This window comes from Vibrio sp. 2096 (genome assembly GCF_033339595.1).
GTDB lineage: Bacteria > Pseudomonadota > Gammaproteobacteria > Enterobacterales > Vibrionaceae > Vibrio > Vibrio alginolyticus.
In genome coordinates, this window is record NZ_JAWOUX010000002.1 from 546,199 (window position 1) to 562,604 (window position 16,406).

14 protein-coding genes are annotated in these 16,406 nt (G+C 42.3%); 11 read left to right on the forward strand and 3 right to left on the reverse strand.

The window, feature by feature from the left end:
* Positions 1–230 precede the first annotated feature (230 nt).
* The 5 genes from R7Q41_RS05740 (at position 231) to R7Q41_RS05760 (ending at position 4,561) form a co-directional block, all read left to right on the forward strand.
* Positions 231–593 carry a hypothetical protein gene (locus R7Q41_RS05740; RefSeq protein ID WP_017634013.1) on the forward strand — a complete coding sequence of 121 codons (363 nt, stop codon included), beginning with the start codon at positions 231–233 and terminating at the stop codon, positions 591–593.
* Between the two features lie 35 nt (positions 594–628).
* On the forward strand, positions 629–1,093 hold the full coding sequence (locus R7Q41_RS05745; RefSeq protein ID WP_017820619.1) for a GNAT family N-acetyltransferase: 465 nt from the start codon (positions 629–631) through the stop codon (positions 1,091–1,093).
* A gap of 248 nt (positions 1,094–1,341) precedes the next feature.
* Entirely contained in the window at positions 1,342–2,760 is a 1,419-nt protein-coding gene (locus tag R7Q41_RS05750; protein WP_104979129.1) for an SLC13 family permease, read from the forward strand.
* Between the two features lie 3 nt (positions 2,761–2,763).
* On the forward strand, positions 2,764–4,101 hold the full coding sequence (locus R7Q41_RS05755; protein ID WP_318144409.1) for an ATP-binding protein: 1,338 nt from the start codon (positions 2,764–2,766) through the stop codon (positions 4,099–4,101).
* The gene (locus R7Q41_RS05760; protein WP_005377744.1) at positions 4,088–4,561 is read left to right on the forward strand and encodes a response regulator; all 474 of its coding nucleotides are present in this window, start codon (positions 4,088–4,090) and stop codon (positions 4,559–4,561) included. Before R7Q41_RS05755 ends, R7Q41_RS05760 begins: the two co-directional genes overlap by 14 nt.
* 107 nt (positions 4,562–4,668) lie before the next feature.
* Here R7Q41_RS05760 and R7Q41_RS05765 read toward each other — a convergent pair whose 3' ends face one another.
* Positions 4,669–6,372 (reverse strand): putative bifunctional diguanylate cyclase/phosphodiesterase, encoded by a 1,704-nt coding sequence (locus tag R7Q41_RS05765; protein ID WP_226083630.1) that lies wholly within the window; start codon positions 6,370–6,372, stop codon positions 4,669–4,671.
* A 487-nt stretch (positions 6,373–6,859) separates the two neighbouring features.
* Between R7Q41_RS05765 and R7Q41_RS05770 the strand changes: the two genes are divergently transcribed.
* The 4 genes from R7Q41_RS05770 (at position 6,860) to R7Q41_RS05785 (ending at position 11,561) form a co-directional block, all read left to right on the forward strand.
* Positions 6,860–8,077, forward strand: a complete 1,218-nt coding sequence (locus tag R7Q41_RS05770) for an HD-GYP domain-containing protein (protein WP_149191818.1) — start codon at positions 6,860–6,862, stop codon at positions 8,075–8,077.
* Between the two features lie 200 nt (positions 8,078–8,277).
* Positions 8,278–8,901: a LysE family translocator gene (locus R7Q41_RS05775; protein WP_021033866.1), complete on the forward strand. Its 624-nt coding sequence runs from the start codon at positions 8,278–8,280 to the stop codon at positions 8,899–8,901.
* Between the two features lie 211 nt (positions 8,902–9,112).
* Complete coding sequence (locus R7Q41_RS05780; protein WP_172563279.1) at positions 9,113–10,657, forward strand: YjjI family glycine radical enzyme; 1,545 nt, start codon at positions 9,113–9,115, stop codon at positions 10,655–10,657.
* Between the two features lie 22 nt (positions 10,658–10,679).
* Complete coding sequence (locus tag R7Q41_RS05785) at positions 10,680–11,561, forward strand: YjjW family glycine radical enzyme activase (protein WP_170890610.1); 882 nt, start codon at positions 10,680–10,682, stop codon at positions 11,559–11,561.
* Between the two features lie 19 nt (positions 11,562–11,580).
* Here R7Q41_RS05785 and R7Q41_RS05790 read toward each other — a convergent pair whose 3' ends face one another.
* Entirely contained in the window at positions 11,581–12,519 is a 939-nt protein-coding gene (locus R7Q41_RS05790) for a LysR family transcriptional regulator (protein WP_318144410.1), read from the reverse strand.
* A 411-nt stretch (positions 12,520–12,930) separates the two neighbouring features.
* Here R7Q41_RS05790 and R7Q41_RS05795 point away from each other — a divergent pair, with 411 nt between their 5' ends.
* The gene (locus R7Q41_RS05795; RefSeq protein ID WP_017820626.1) at positions 12,931–13,701 is read left to right on the forward strand and encodes a TerC family protein; all 771 of its coding nucleotides are present in this window, start codon (positions 12,931–12,933) and stop codon (positions 13,699–13,701) included.
* A gap of 160 nt (positions 13,702–13,861) precedes the next feature.
* Positions 13,862–14,464 carry a 2OG-Fe(II) oxygenase gene (locus tag R7Q41_RS05800; protein WP_005377733.1) on the forward strand — a complete coding sequence of 201 codons (603 nt, stop codon included), beginning with the start codon at positions 13,862–13,864 and terminating at the stop codon, positions 14,462–14,464.
* Positions 14,465–14,518: 54 nt separating this feature from the next.
* Here R7Q41_RS05800 and R7Q41_RS05805 read toward each other — a convergent pair whose 3' ends face one another.
* Positions 14,519–15,784, reverse strand: coding sequence for an HD domain-containing phosphohydrolase (locus R7Q41_RS05805; RefSeq protein WP_258481446.1), 1,266 nt, complete (start codon positions 15,782–15,784; stop codon positions 14,519–14,521).
* Between the last annotated feature and the right edge of the window lie 622 nt (positions 15,785–16,406).

Sequence of the window (16,406 nt, forward strand, 5' to 3'; positions counted from 1 at the left end):
CACATGAATTAAAAGCATAAAAAAACAGAGATTTACAGTGGCCTTTGACTGGTTGAGTGAGTTTGGGACCCTCACATTGTCTCACATTTGCTTGTTTTGGACGGAATTTTCATCGCTCATCTTTTTGCGCGTTTAGAGTCAGCGTTCAGCTATGGCACAATAGGCGCTCACAGAACAAGTGCTGTTTGGTCATGCAAATAGCAGAAAAATAACTAGAAATAGAATAATTAATGTTTAAATCAAAAAGTATACTCGCATTAAGCATGTTCGCATTTGGCTGTTTTGCCAATCAAGATAGCGAACCAACGTCCGTTGTGCTGAACTACGGTGACTCTTCCATCAGTACTGATATTCAAGCCAATCGAAAATTTCATGTTGTCCGAGACAATGAAAGTGAGCACGTAGAATTTTCCGGCGGAATCACAAAGGAGTATTCCGATTATATTGTGAATATTCATATCATAAGAAAAAGCAATATACGCAGATCAAGCCGAGAGCTGAATACAACCGTATTGATGAACAGTGATCAGATTGGGAAGCCTTTAGTGATTGGCATTGAAAATGATGAGTTCACTAGTATCACTTTGCGTTAATGCTTAGTATTTATTGAATAGGAATGAGGAAATTGATGCTCTCAATACGCTGCTATCGCACCGAGGATGCCCCAACACTGTGGGCACTCTTTTACCATACTGTGCGAATCATTAATCGTCGCGATTATACGGAATCACAAGTTTCCGCTTGGGCACCATCAGATTTTGACCTCGATGTGTGGCAACGAAAAATGGACGATATTCAACCGTACGTCGCGGAGATAGAAGGGCAGGTCGTTGGCTATTGTGATTTGCAAGGTGACGGCTTGATTGATCATTTCTTTTGCCATCATGAATACCAAGGACAAGGTGTTGGTCGTGATTTGATGTCTTTTCTTTTTTCACAGGCGAAAGTACAGGGGATAAAACGACTGTATTCTGAAGTGAGTATTACCGCCCGACCTTTTTACGAGAAAATGGGTTTCACAGTTAAGTCTCGACAACGTGTTGAGGTTAGGGGAGAAACTTTAACTAACTTTATGATGGAAAAGTATATTTAACTTAAATCATGAGCATTTAGTGAGCTTGAACACAGATATAAAATGTTTTCCAATGTGAAAACGAGTTCATTGATCTCGCACCAACGTTTTGTTTGAAAACAGTGTACATAATCTTCTCTGGAACGCCATTACCGCATCTCGTCTCTGAAGGCTTAAAAACAGTCTGAAAGTTTTGGTTTTGCGGCGGGTAATAGCGTTCCAAACGCCAAATGTGTCTGGCTAACCATCTCAGGAAGAGAAGTAGTACTATGCGCCCTTATCTCAAATACGTTGTTCCAACATTGATACCATTGCTTGTTTGGTTGATGCCTCTCTCTGCGTTCCCATTTGATGGCATTACTATCGTCCAGCAAAGAGTGATTGCAATCTTCTTGCTTGCCGCACTTTGCTGGGTATTCGAGCCAATTCCAATCTACGCCACTTCGGTTGTGATCATTGTCCTAGAGCTATTGCTTGTATCAAATAAAGGTATTGTGCTCTTTCGTTTGCAAGAAGGGCTGCCACATTTTGGTGAGCTATTACAATACAACGAGATAATGGCGACCTTCGCTAGTCCGATTATTATGCTCTTCCTCGGCGGTTTCTTTTTGGCTATGGCGGCGACAAAGTACAGGTTAGATGTCAACTTAGCCCGAGTGTTACTCAAACCATTTGGACAAAAACCAAAGTTCGTTATGCTGGGGTTGATGCTGATCACCGCTGTTTTTTCCATGTTTATGTCAAACACCGCAACAACAGCGATGATGTTGTCCATTTTAACCCCTGTGATAGCGGTTTTCGGGCCTAAAGACCCAGGTCGAATTGCATTCGCCTTGTGTATTCCTGTTGCAGCCAACATTGGTGGCATTGGTACTCCAATCGGCACGCCACCGAATGCCATCGCCCTAAAATATTTGGTTGGTGACAACTTAATTACGTTTGGTGAATGGATGGTATTTGGTGTGCCATTCGTTATTGTGATGATGGCGTTAGCCTGGTTTCTGATTGGCTTTTTATATAAAGCCGAACAAACCACCATCGATCTGAACATTAAAAGCAAGTTTTTGAAAACACCCAAAGCAATAATGGTTTACGTCACCTTTGCCGGCACGATTATTCTTTGGTTGATGGGGTCTGCACATGGAATGAATTCTTACACAGTAGCATTAATTCCGGTCGCAGTGTTCTCATTGACGGGCATCATCAACAAAGAAGACTTGAAGAAAATCTCTTGGGATGTGCTTTGGTTGGTGTCAGGCGGTATTGCTCTGGGCCTTGCTCTAGATAAAACCGGGCTTGCGAAGCTGGTGGTACACAGCATTCCGTTTGATCAGTTCTCGCCATATGTTGTCTTGTTTGGTGCGGCTTTCTTGTGCTTGTTAATGGCAAACTTTATGTCGCATACAGCCACCGCAAACTTGCTGATGCCGATTATGGCTGCGCTGGGTACTTCTATGGCTTCGCTAACGCCTCTCGGCGGTGAAGTTACTCTGATCTTGGTCGTGACATTTGCTGCTTCACTCGGTATGTCGTTACCAATCAGTACGCCACCAAACGCGTTAGCTCATGCAACAGGGCATGTCGAGAGCGGCCAAATGGCTCGTATCGGTGCCGTGCTAGGCGTGATTGGCGTATTACTCAGCTTTGTGATGGTGTGGATTTTACATACTGTTGGGCATATTGGATAACCCATGTACGAAACGAAGTTAGACGCGTTAGTACAACGCTACTTTAATCACCTTGAACGCCGATTAACGGTTCTATCCGGGTCGGTGCTTATTAAGCAAGCTGGCTACAACGATCGCTTGTACTATGTGCTGTCGGGAGAACTTGCGGGCTATTACGCGGAAGATGACAAGAAACCGATTCAGGTATTTTCTGCGTCTCAAGGTGCGTTTATTGGCGTACATAGTTTCTTTTCTGGTACGTGGACTGCCTCTTCGACAGTGATTGCTCAAACAGATGTTGAATTGGCTTGGATACAGCGTGATACGCCTGCCGTGGAAGAGGCGACATACGGACCATTGACGACACAATTTATGCCTGTGATGGTTAACGAATTATCTCGTCGTCAACGGCGCGCAATGCAAGAGGCATTGGCTAAAGAAAAAGCACTACAAAAGCTTCATACCGCAGAGCAAATGACAACGTTGGGGCAGCTTGCAGCGGGTATTGCTCATGAGTTGAACAATGCGATAGGCGTTGTAAGTAGTAAATCAGAACGGCTAGAGACAGTTATCATGGAACTGCTTGAAGAAGTTCATCCGGAAGCGAGTCAATTTTTTGATTTTGGTTTAATGCAAGGGCAGAAAGTCTCTTCTAGCGAAGCGAGAAAGCGGGGGCGCCACTTCGAAAAATACTACGGTTTAACCAAGGAGGTTGCTCGTGATCTTGCTCGTGCCGTTCCAAATAATTTCCTTTCGGAACATTGGCTAAAAAGACCAGAAGAAGCGATACGTTTCTGGCAAATGGGGCGAGATCTCCATGACTTACGCATCGCTTCTAAACATACCGTTGGCATTGTGCGATCCGTAAAACAATTGGGGCGCACGGATATCGACTTGGATGAAGCGATTAACATCAATGATTCAATCAATCGCGCCTTGGCTCTATTGCAAAGTGACTTAAGACGAGTGAGTGTTCGTTTTAGCCCTGCGGATTTACCTGCTTTTATTGGTTCTCAAACCGAACTCGTCCAAGTTTGGGTAAATATATTAAAGAATGCGTGCGATGCACTTGGTGAAACGGAGAAACCCGGTATCGAAATACATACTCGGGAGAGTAAGGGTAAAATTTTGGTCACGATTGCTAACAATGGACCAGAAATTGATGAAGCGACACGTAGAAAAATTTTCCGGCCAAACTTCACCACTAAAAAGGGGGGATTGTCGTTTGGTTTAGGGTTAGGTCTGTCGATTGTGAAGCGCATTATCGCCGGATATAACGGCTCTATTGTGGTAAAGAGCGACAGTGAAAAAACGATTTTTAGAATCAAGTTACCAGTAGAGGGTGAACATGGAGAAGCTTAATGTAATTTGCGTTGATGACCAACGAGAGGTACTAAGCGCGGTTCTACAAGATTTAGAGCCGTTAAATCAATGGTTGAATGTCGAAGACTGCGAATCAGCAGGTGAGGCTCTAGAACTGATGGATGAATTTGATGCAGAAGGCGAGATGATCGCATTGATTATTTCCGATCATGTGATGCCAGGTAAAACGGGAGTAGAACTGCTGACCGATGTATCAAAAGACGGTCGTTTTGGCTTTACGAGGAAAGTGCTTCTTACCGGGCAAGCGACGCACACCGATACGATTAATGCGATCAACTCCGCAGGCATTGACCGCTACTTTGAAAAACCATGGCAAGCAAGCCAATTAATAGAGTGTGTTAGAAACTTGGTGACCCAATATATCTTTGATGTGGGCTTAGATTACACTCAGTATCACGAGCATTTAGATCAGAGTGTGGTGTTTGAACGCCTACGTTAATAGGGGGCATTAAGCTTTGTTTTCGTCACGGCCAGTTAGTGTCTGAAATCTATAGTGAATAGTTCAGCATGTTTAACGTGGCCGTGCGGAATATTGCTCTAGTATGCTTAACTCAACGAATAGCGGCTTGCACTGGCAACAGAAAGTGGCTTAGAGAACCAATAACCTTGCAGATAATCGACGCCCATTTCGGTAAAAAATTCACACATTTTGGCGTCTTCAATTCCCTCAATCACTACTTCAATATTATTTTCCTGGCACATAGTGATAAGAAACTTCAGATATTCTTGTGAAGAGCGGTTGGTTAGTGTTTTCCACGCCATCGACCTATCAATTTTGATTTGTGTCATCGGGAGGTCGAAGAAGCTATTTAATGAACTGTAACCAGATCCAAAGTCATCCAGAGAGAGTGCAAATCCTAGTTCCCTGAGGGTATTCAGAGGGGCAATGGCTGTCTGATTATTATCCAAAATAAATGTTTCTGTTAGTTCCAACACAATAGACTCAGGATCGACACCAATCTCATCCGCCATGGCTTTAATTCGCGCAGGGAATTCACTATTCATTAACTGAAGTACAGAAACATTCACGTTTACACGAACTTGGTTTTGGTAACGCTCACGGTAGTTTTTGATAAATTCACACGCTTTGGCAAAGACTTGATATCCGAGCTCGACAATCAAACCTTTGTTCTCTGCGACGGGGATGAATTCGTCTGGATAAATTTCGCCAAACTCTTTGCTACGCCAGCGAACCAGAGATTCGAAGCTCACTACTTTTGAGCTTTTGGCGTCAATAATTGGCTGAAACTTAACGCTTAATGTCTGTTTTTCTAGTGCACTTTTTAGACCTTGTTCAATAAAGAAATAACGGTCTACGGCATGCTGAGTTTTCTCACTGTAAACCGCAACACGGTCTTTATTCTGCTCGCTTGCGTACTGACAAGTTCGTGCTGCTTTACGTAATATTTCCTCTGCTGAGTGACTTGGATCTATGCAAGGATACAAACCAATACTAATGTTACTTCCTAAGTATTGGCCCTCTTCAATCACTGCCTCGTGGTAGGTTTCCTTTAAACTTTCGGCGTAACTTTGCAGCGTTTCTACCGAGCATTCATCGTGAATCAAAATCGCAAAGTCATCATCATGTACGCGATATACAGAACTATTTGGAGAAGGTAGGTGACTGAGAGTTTGTAGCAATTTTTCCACTAACCCATCGACCAACTCGCTGCCATATTGATTTAAGTAAGATTTAATCTCTTCTATCTGAATGTAACAGATAGATGCACAAGAATCAGTGGCTCGCACACTATCTTCAATATCCAGCAAGAGATGGGCGCGATTAGCCATACCTGACGCATTGTCATGAAATGCGACTTGATGAATGTAGCTTTCCATCAGCTTGCGTTCAGAAATATCACGGTGGCTACCAACCATATAATGACCATGTTCTGTTTCTTTGGTCATGGCTACGCCTTCAATCCAGACGTACTGTCCATTGGGTTTACGCACGCGGTAGGTCGTTGTGACCCTCGTGTTGTTGGTAATGATGTGAGCATCGACCCGAGTGGAGAGTCTTTCTCGATCGAGAGGGTGAACAAGGTCTAACCATTGCTCTAAGCTGATTCGACCAGCGTTGATACCAAGCTGCTCATAAAAGCCCTTGTTATAAAATACCATGGTGCCAAACTCATCCATGTAAAAGAGGCCTTCGTTAAATACATCGAAGATATGAATGAATCGTTCTTCGACGATTTTTAGGAACTCTCGGTCACTATCTGAGACTTGTTGGTCAAATAGGGTGGTCAAGATATTTCCTCCTCGAGCCTTTTAGCATCAGAGATGAGTGTTGGGGTTGATAACATAGAGTTGATCTGCTGGCGTACATTACAATCACAAAAGTGTCAGTTCAAATTGTTTGGCTATCATTTTATGCGCTACTAGGTTAATAACATACTAAGATTAGGCGGCTAATCATCGACATTTATAAAAAATAGTCAACAGTAAAAATCATTTATAAAATACAGTTATTGATGCCGTCCGCAATCTATAAATATTTATGAATAATTATCCTAAAGTTATTTTCAGTTGTGTCGGTACCAATGTGTTGTTTTCTAACGTCATTTGTATATATGTTATCTTGGATAAAACCATAATAACAAAAAGGACTTAATGAGCGCGACCGATTATTAATTGACAGGATGCTCATTAATTGTAATCAATTCAAATTTATTATCACGCCAAGTAATCAAATCTCTTATAATGCGGACGTTAATATCGAGTAAGCCTTCTTTATATGCAGTACGATCCGAAAAATTCAATCAAAATTGCGCTCGCTGATATCGGCGTTGGTATGTTTGTTACCGCGATAGAGCACAACAAGCGCGTCAATTTAGCCAATGCAGGGCGGATATCTAGCCCTGAAGGCATTAAGAAGCTTGCTACAAGTGGCGTAAAGTATGTTTGGGTAGATCAAACATTATCTTCGCAGCAGTGTGTCTTCAAGCCTGTAGATGAATCAACTGATGCCACTAAAGAGACGCGAGAGCAGAAACACTCAGATTTTAAGAGGGGTCAACGAACTTATCGTTCGAGAGACATCCAACACAAGCGAGCCAAAAAGCTGATCGCCGAAGCAAAAGATTTGGCGCAAAAACTATTGAATCAAACTTTTGAAGGAAAAATCATAGAAGTTGATGAAGTAGAAGCTTGGGCTGACGATGTCATTGAAAGTGTTTTGATTGACTCAGATGCGTTGCAGTGTGTCTCTGCGCTCCGAAAAAAAGACTCTTATTTATTGGAACACTCCGTCAATGTCGCTTGTCTTTTAGTGTCATTCGGTAAGTACTTGGGCTTGGATAAGCCAACGCTAAAACAGCTTGCTGTAGGTGGCATTATTCATGATGTAGGTAAAATTAAAGTCGATGATAAGATCTTGCACAAGCCAGCGAAGCTAACGCCTGAAGAATTTGAACATATGAAGCTACATCAAGTGTTCGCAGGTGAGATTATCCTTCACGTAAAAGGGCTTAGTGAAGTAAGCCGTGATGTTTGTTTGATGCACCACGAGAAGTTAGATGGCAATGGTTATCCTAGAGGCTTGAAGGGGGATGAGATTCCAATTCACGGCCGTATGAGCTGTATTGTAGATATCTACGATGCGCTAACGGCTGATCGCTGTTACAAAAAAGGCATGAGTTCTGCCGAAGCGTTTAAAATCTTGTTGAGTCTAACGCCATTTCATTTAGACGCCGACTTAGTTTACAAATTCATTAATTGCATTGGGATGTATCCCGTAGGCTCCATTGTCGAGTTGAACGATGGGCGTGTTGGTATTGTTTGGTCTTCAAATGAATCTCAAGCATTAAAGCCAGAAGTGAAATGTTTCTACTCCCGCAAGTATAAACGATATATTGATGTCACGATGGTGGATTTAAAAACGAGTGCGTACAAAATTGAAAGAGCGATCGCGCCTTCATCGTTAGAGATCGATCCTAAGCCTTTTTATGATTAAGAGAAATAGATAAGCTTATACAACAGGCTTTACATCCTTGCATGTAGATCGTATTTTATTTGCATAACTATCTATTAATTTTTTCTAAGTTATTTAGATGCAAGATGGTTATTAAGACCTCGGCTTCATGGATAGAAACCGGGCGATAAAATAGTTCTACACAATGGGCTATAAACCTCATTTTGCTGGAAGGGATGCCAATGCAAATAGATACATGGATTTTTTACACTCTTGCCATTCTCGTGCTCACAGCTTCACCAGGACCAAGCTCACTGTTGTGTTTGAGTAAAGGAGTGAGTAGTGGGTTTCGTATTGCTTTCATGACTGCACTTGGCAGTTTGTCTGCGATTACGAGCATCCTTACGCTCTCATTTACCGGGCTGGGAGTTGTCATTGCTTCATCTGAGTTAGTTTTTAATATTATCAAATGGTGTGGTGCCGCTTATTTAATCTGGTTAGGTATTCAAGCGTTGCGCTCATCTCAGAGAGATTTTAATAAAACGGCAACGACTCAAAGTTCCGCGACAGCGTTCAGCGCGTTCACTAGTGGTTTCATTGTTGGCGCTAGTAACCCCAAAGCGATAGTCTTTTTCACCGCTTTGTTTCCTCAATTCATTGAACCTTCCGCACCGCTACTGGCTCAATACGCGATTTTCGCGTCTACATTTGTGGTTTTTGAGCTTAGCTGGCTAACATTTTATGCATTGTTAGGGGTAAAAGCCTCCGATTGGTTGTTTGTCGCTGGAAGAGCGAAGTTGTTTAATCGTTTGACTGGTGGAGTATTTATTGGTGCAGGCGTGATGTTGTCGACGGCAAACCGATAAATAAGACAGACTTCGGTACGCAGTTAGGTTTCCCATATAGTAAGTTGGAATGCGCTAATTTAGCTTTGTCTTATTTCCAGAATGGAAATAGGCGTTTTGTTTATTTTCATTAGTGGCAACAGCCAAGCAGGAGTAAAATCACCTTACTCTTTAGGGGTAGAGCTCGTATTTTGTCTTGTGGGCTTGTGGTTACTTTGTAGGAATATCTTAGATGACAAGCCTTTCTAAACTACAACAACGTTTTCTAGATATCGCGACCGACGTCTGTCTTTCTCCAAAACAGAAGTCGAGTTTTTTAGCTTTAGAGGCGGAAGCGTGCATTCCTTATATGACCGTATCTCCATCACTGAGACAAGCAATGGATGAAGGCATCATCTGCGATATGTTTGAAGGTCATGCACCGTTTAAACCTCGCTACGTGTTGCCTGATTACGCTAAATTTCTATCGCAAGGCTCAGACTATTTAGAGTTGTCTCCGGCTGATGATTTCGATGATGCGTTGAACATGCTGACCATCATTTACCATCATGTTCCTTCGGTAACGAACATTCCGGTTTACTTAGGCCAGTTAGATGATGTCTTGTTGCCTTACATAGGCGACCTAACAGAGAGCCAGATTTACAAAAAGTTAAAACATTTTTGGATCATGCTGGATCGCACATTGCCAGATGCGTTTATGCATGTGAATGTCGGACCGACAGACAACATTATTTGTCGCACTGTTTTAAAAGTAGATGCGGAGCTCAAGCAGATCGCACCGAATCTCACCTTTATGTACGACGAGACAGTTACACCTGATGATTTACTTCGTCAAGCGACACAGAACATTTGTGAATGCAGTAAACCGCATATCGCCAATTACCCAATGCACGCGAAAGCCTACAACGGCTCACGCTTTGGTATTGTAAGTTGCTACAACTCGCTTCCATTAGCAGGTGGCTCGAACACATTGGTGCGAATGAATTTAAAAGAAGTTGCAAAACGAGCATCAGACTGTAACGACTTCTTAAACAGTGCGTTGCCTTCTTACCATCGATTAATGGTCGAGCTCATAAACGCAAGAAGCACGCACTTGCATGAAAAATCGAACTTCTTTCAAGGCTTTTTGACGCAAGAAGGGTTGATAAAAGAGTCCTATTTCGCGCCAATGTATGGCGTTTACGGCATGGCCGAAGCGGTAAACCTTCTATTTGAAAAAGAAGGGCAAATAGGGCGATACGGAAAAAATGATCGAGCAAATACTTTTGCTCATGATGTTTCAGCAACACTGGCTAAACTGGTGGACTCAACCCCGGTGAAATATGGTTTAGATGGCAAAGCGCTCTTACATGCACAAGGCGGCATTAGCTTAGATCATGATGTTACGCCAGGTGTACGTCTGCCTTATGGTGCAGAGCCAGACCCTGTCACTTATGTACAAGCAACGGCGAAGCATCATCAGTATTATCGTGCGGGTATCAGCGATATTTTGACGATTGATGAAACGGTGAAATCTAACCCAGAAGCGATGTTCAATTTATGTAAAGGGGCACTAAATGCTGGTTATCGTGAGTTTACCGCGAATGTCACTTCAAATGACTTAATTCGCGTGACAGGCTACATGATCAAACTTTCAGATGTCGCGAAATATGATAAAGAAGGTTCGAGAACCAACACGACGTTTCTAGGTGCAGAAGCAGCAAAAAATACCAAAATTTTAGAACGCTCGCCACGTGTGGTGAGTCATGAAGTAACACCGACTTACACGCAGGCATAAGTTCGGTTTAGGAAAGAACAAGATGTCTAGACGAAGTGGAAGCCTTTTGGCAAAAGTCACTCGTATCCTTCCTTTCTCTTGTGTTGATGGGCCAGGAAATCGTCTAGTCATCTTTCTACAGGGTTGTAACTATCAGTGTTTGAACTGCCACAATCCTCACACGATAAACCATTGTAATCATTGTGGTGAGTGTGTGAGTGAATGTTCAGCAGGCGCATTGAAGTTCGACGAAAACAACAACGTTGTTTGGCTTAAAGAGGAGTGCACCCACTGCGATCATTGTATAGAGATATGTCAGAACCAATCTAATCCAAAAATTACTGACTACTCTGTAGTAACAATGCTCGATTTGATACGCAAACATCGCTTTTTCATCAGTGGTGTTACTGTATCCGGTGGGGAATCTACCTTACAACTTCCTTTCATTATTGAGCTGTTTAAAGGGATAAAACAAGATCCTGAATTACGGCACCTCTCTTGTTTCATCGACAGTAACGGTTCTTTAGCGGTTGCTGGTTGGCAGCGTATTCTACCTTTTCTGGATGGCGCAATGATCGATTTGAAAGCGTGGCAGACGGAGACGCATCAGTGGCTAACTGGGCGTGATAATCATCGTGTATTTAAAACCCTTCAGTACCTTGTTGAGCACGAAAAATTGTACGAGGTCCGCTTACTGCATATTCCCCGAAAAAGTGATTTAGATATAGAAATCGTAGCAATTGGACGTTACTTGAGTACTCTTCCTGAATCGGTGCTTATCCGTTTAAATGCCTTTCAGCATCAAGGAGTAGTGGGGGAGGCGTTAACTTGGGATATGTGCTCTCATCATGATATCGAACGCTTAAAATCAGAGCTTCGATGCTACGTGAGTAACCCTATCACAGTGCCGACAGTACTCACGTAGTACCGTTGTTTATCTATGCTTACGCATCAAAGGCATCTAACATGGCGCAAGCGTCGAGTAATTGTTGCTGTAACCATTTTAAAGCGGGATCGTTTAAGCTCGCTTTGTTCCAAACGAGGCTGTAGGCTACTTGCCCGTAATCGAATGGAAGAGCTTGCTCAACCAAACCTTTTGCTTGCATTGCCGCTCTTGCCCAAAGCTTGGAGCATGTGAACAAGTAATCCGAGTGCTGACACATCACCGCAGCTGAACCAAAGTCGGCTACACGCATGGCCAAGTTTCGCTTTGAATGCCTTTGGGTGAGATTTTGCTCAAAATAAGGTTGTGACAGATCTTTATCATGAATACCGATGTGTCTTGCACAAAGGTAACTTTCAACAGATAAGGGTTGCTCAGCGAGTGGGTTCGATGCTCTCATTAAGCAAACCATTTCGTCTTTCAAAATGGTTTTCCAGACCAAGTCTTTATTTTGTGTGGGTGGTTGGCTGAGATCGTGAGGAAGCAACAAAAAATCCACTTGACCTCTTGCTAATGCATCGAAGCTCATTTCCTCTTTCGCATGGACATTCAAGTGCGCGTGATTGCTCAGTTGTTGGGACAGATGCTGTAGAACTGGCGCAAAGAGCTCAAACGAACTTTCACGCATTGCTAATGAAAAACTACCTTGATAGTAAGCCGGATTAAAAGAGCCTTGATGTAATAACCCATTCATACTGGAGAGTATGCCATGGATTGACGGGCCTATATGCAGCGCAAAAGCTGTCGGCACTAAGCGAGTGCCATCACGGTAAAAAAGGTCATCCTTTAGTGTTTCGCGCAACTGTCCGAGCGTTTTACTGACGCTCGATGGTGTTACACACAAGCGTTCTGCCGCAAGTGTGACGCTGTGAGTGGTTAACAACATATGTAAAACAGTTAGATGTTTAAGGCTTATACGCGAAAGAGCAATGTAGTCCATAAATAGCATGGTTTCTTATGATTTTTGGCAGTATATCAGCATGAAACAAATTTTTACTATTGTTTATCTCGGAAATACGCCTGTTTCTCTTTGAGCTCAATGCATTTAATGGGTTGCATAAGGATTGATGGTGCTTATAAGTCTAGAAATTTATCTTAGTTTTGTTAGACTTTAATGCTTTCATTTATTCAATTCTAAAGCTTCTATGTAATTTTAATCAATTTGGAGGAGTTGATTGATTTGTACACGAATTAAACTTGTTCCTTGTTAATTAAAATAGATATTGTTTTGTTGATTGTTTGGTGATTTACTCATGATCCCTCAGTAACAAAGGTATAAATAATTAATGGACGACCCCTTTAGTCGACAAAACCCTTCACCATATGTCTTCTTATTATTGGAGACATGCTCATGCTAGAACTTTTTATGCAACCAGAAGCTTGGGCTATTTTCGCCACTTTGTTCGCGCTTGAAGTTGTCTTAGGCGTTGATAACGTCGTTTTTATCTCTGTCTTATGTGAAAGACTGCCGCTGCACCAACGTAAGCTGGCAAGAAACCTTGGTATTGGTCTTGCTGTTATTGCTCGTATTGGTTTAGTGTTTTCAATCTCTTGGATCATGCAACTGACTCAACCGCTATTTTCTTTGGCGAACCATGCGTTTACCGGAAGAGACGTTATCATGATTGCGGGTGGTGCATTCCTCTTGGCTAAAAGCCTGAAAGAGTTGTGGAGTTGGTTAAATCACAACGAGTCAGCTCACTCAACTCACGCCCGTACTGGTTTAGCGGTAGTTCTGTTGCAGATTGTTGCCGTGGATGCTGTATTCTCGATGGACTCGGTGATAACCGCCGTTGGTTTGACAAGTGATGTCCCACTTATGGTCGCAGCGATTGTTTCGTCTGCTATCGTGATGGTCATGACAGCCGAAAAAATCAATAACCTGGTGTCGTGTTACCCTGGTTTTAAGACACTTGCTTTGTTATTCCTCGTTTTGTTAGGTGGTTTATTGATGGCAGAAGGCTTCGAAATTCATATCAACAAAGGTTATGTGTACTTTGCGATGGCATTCGGCTTAATTCTGGAACTTTGTCATATCCAGTTAAAAAACAAACAACGCCCGACTATTAAACGTCTTAGTCCGTTGCGAGTTCATCCAACCAGATTAGAAGCTCGTCAATAATAAAAGATATTGCCGCTCATATGAGCGGCATTTTTATATTCGTCATCACCTATTTTTACTCTCTTTTTATTTTGTTGTCGTTTCGACAAAAAATCGCATTTGTTGTGGGGTTGAAGATTTTTTATATAGACCGCCCAACTAATATGAGTGAACGACAATAATGGATAAAATGATCGATGCGTTAGCAACCCATGGCTACTACATCTGGGATGATTTTCTTTCTGAACAAGAAGTGGCTCAATTACGAGACTGCATTCCAAGTAACTGGAAAAAAGCGCGTATTGGTCGTAATGACGATGTGACACGTATTGAGTCAATTCGAAGTGACAAAATTCAATGGTTATCGCCCAATATGGGGCACGCGGTTACTTCTTACTTAGATAAGATGGAAGAAATACGCCAAGAAGTGAACCGTCACTTGTTTCTGGGACTTTTTGAGTATGAAGCTCACTTTGCCAAGTACGAGGAAGGGGATTTCTACCAAAAGCATCTAGATTGTTTTAAGGGCAATGAAAACCGTCGATTGACAACCGTTTTTTACATGAACGAATCTTGGACGGAAAAGGATGCAGGTGAATTGGTGGTTTACGATCTAAATGATAATAAGATAGCAACCATCCCTCCTCAATCAGGACGCTTACTTTTATTCTTATCTGAGCAATTCCCGCATGAGGTTTTACCGACCAACGCAGAGCGGTTCAGCATTGCAGGTTGGTTCAGAATCAATGGTGTGCGAGACAATGTACTTGATATTGCAAAATGATTGGTTTGCAACCTGCACAAAATCAGCAAAGGGCGTAGATACGCCCTTTATCGATTAAACATTAGTTGATAGCTCGTAACACTCGGTCATGTTTCGCTCTAGTACTTCATAGACGTCAGGACAAAGTTCTTGTTTAGCGACTTGCTCACCCATAATCGCGGCGATTTGTGCTTGAGCCATTCGTCCGCGGTAGGGACGGTCCTGAGACAGAGCTTGAAAAACATCGGCAACCGCGACAATACGCGATGGTACATCGAGTTCGTCTCCTGTTTTATGATAAGGATAGCCAGAACCGTCCAAACGCTCGTGATGATTAGAGGCCCACTCCGCTATTTTAGCGTTGGGAAACACTTTGTGTAATGCGAGCTGAGTATCAATTGTATGGCGTTTAATACGCGTATACTCTTGTTTATTAAGAGAGCCTTCTTTATGAAGAATCTCATCTGGTGTTTTTAACTTTCCGATATCATGCACCAACCCAGCAATAAATAACATCTCTTGGTCGTGCTCACAGAACCCAAGCTTGATGGCTAGATACCGAGATAACTCCGCCACTTTTTGCGAATGTTGATAAGTAAATGGGCTTTTTGCGTCAACAATTCGAGCGATAAACATGCCCAAACTATTCATATCTTGGATGGTGAGCTGTTTTTGAAGCCAATCAATGCTTTTAAAGTTTAATCCGATGGTTTCTATATTTTCAGACTCCATCGCGAACCAAAATGCGTCGGTCATAACGAGCCTAACCATTGCCTTAGCCATGTCTGGATTAAACAAAGTTCCAGCGTTTGCCATGATGCATTCTGCAATTAGTTCTTCATGAAGAGTGACAATGTCACAGTGGCAGTTCATGACGTATTTGGAACGCATAAAATCCAGACGATCGGCTAAATAGAGTAGGGCAGCGACCTCTTTTTCAAAAGGCGGTAAATCAAGATATTTTAGTTCACTCCAATGTGTATGGTGGTAAAGAACAGGTGTAGCAAACTGACGCAACAAACGACACTGCTTGAGGCTTCGGTATCCTCTTAAGCAATGTGTTTTTACATCTTGTGGCACCAACTCCTCAAGTAACATTTTATGTTCTTGTGTTTCGGAGACCCCACAATCGTGGATCATCCCTGCGAAGTAGCAAAACTCCGCTTTTTCTGGTTCCCAGTTCATGACCCGAGCACATTGGTAAGCGATGTAAGCGACACGATGGCTATGGTGCGTATCATCAACACCGACATAGTCGAGTGCTCGAGCAACCCAGATAAGTGCTTGTTTCAGATCGACTTCAAAGCCCATGTCCGTATGGGAATGGCAAGAATGATTCATGGTTTATACCGACATTGCTAATTAGCCCACGCTAAACCCAAATCAGAAGGTGATAGGAAAAATTGGGTACGACAGCGAATAGACCCCAAAAAGGTGGGCGTTTAGACATAGTTTTGATTATGGGCGGGATAATAATCCTAGTTGCATAATAATATCACCTGAAGCTCATGGTTAAGAGTCAGATATTTGAACTAAGTATAAGTTTTGAAAGATTATTGTTGCTCTTGTTGACTTATTTGAAAACGACAATAAATCATGATGTAACGCATTCTTATTTTTATTTTTGTAGATCGTGTTCGGGCTCAACCAGAGACACACGGTATTGATGTCTGATTAACAGAATTCATATTGTTGCTTTTGAAGGCAAAAAATAAGAAGACTTCTTCGAGGCTTGCTCTGTAACTAACAGAGTAATAGGGAAAGCAGCTTGCTAACTACATGACAATAGAGCGTCGTTGAAAACATTTACTCTGTAGCTCATGTCGTTGAGGAAAGATAATAAAATGGTACGGTTTCCCAGCGATGCTAGCCCTTTTAGTGAGATAAGTTTATTGAAAATGTGTGATTGCAAAGTAAGCATAGGTAGTAAAAGTAGCTAGAATGATAGCTCTAAATGAAAAGG

Coding starts and splice junctions, on each gene's coding strand:
- R7Q41_RS05740 (WP_017634013.1), top strand. CDS start 231: ATGTTTAAATCAAAAAGTATACTCGCATTAAGCATGTTCGCATTTGGC.
- R7Q41_RS05745 (WP_017820619.1), top strand. CDS start 629: ATGCTCTCAATACGCTGCTATCGCACCGAGGATGCCCCAACACTGTGG.
- R7Q41_RS05750 (WP_104979129.1), top strand. CDS start 1,342: ATGCGCCCTTATCTCAAATACGTTGTTCCAACATTGATACCATTGCTT.
- R7Q41_RS05755 (WP_318144409.1), top strand. CDS start 2,764: ATGTACGAAACGAAGTTAGACGCGTTAGTACAACGCTACTTTAATCAC.
- R7Q41_RS05760 (WP_005377744.1), top strand. CDS start 4,088: ATGGAGAAGCTTAATGTAATTTGCGTTGATGACCAACGAGAGGTACTA.
- R7Q41_RS05770 (WP_149191818.1), top strand. CDS start 6,860: ATGCAGTACGATCCGAAAAATTCAATCAAAATTGCGCTCGCTGATATC.
- R7Q41_RS05775 (WP_021033866.1), top strand. CDS start 8,278: ATGCAAATAGATACATGGATTTTTTACACTCTTGCCATTCTCGTGCTC.
- R7Q41_RS05780 (WP_172563279.1), top strand. CDS start 9,113: ATGACAAGCCTTTCTAAACTACAACAACGTTTTCTAGATATCGCGACC.
- R7Q41_RS05785 (WP_170890610.1), top strand. CDS start 10,680: ATGTCTAGACGAAGTGGAAGCCTTTTGGCAAAAGTCACTCGTATCCTT.
- R7Q41_RS05790 (WP_318144410.1), bottom strand. CDS start 12,519: ATGGACTACATTGCTCTTTCGCGTATAAGCCTTAAACATCTAACTGTT.
- R7Q41_RS05795 (WP_017820626.1), top strand. CDS start 12,931: ATGCTAGAACTTTTTATGCAACCAGAAGCTTGGGCTATTTTCGCCACT.
- R7Q41_RS05800 (WP_005377733.1), top strand. CDS start 13,862: ATGGATAAAATGATCGATGCGTTAGCAACCCATGGCTACTACATCTGG.
- R7Q41_RS05805 (WP_258481446.1), bottom strand. CDS start 15,784: ATGAATCATTCTTGCCATTCCCATACGGACATGGGCTTTGAAGTCGAT.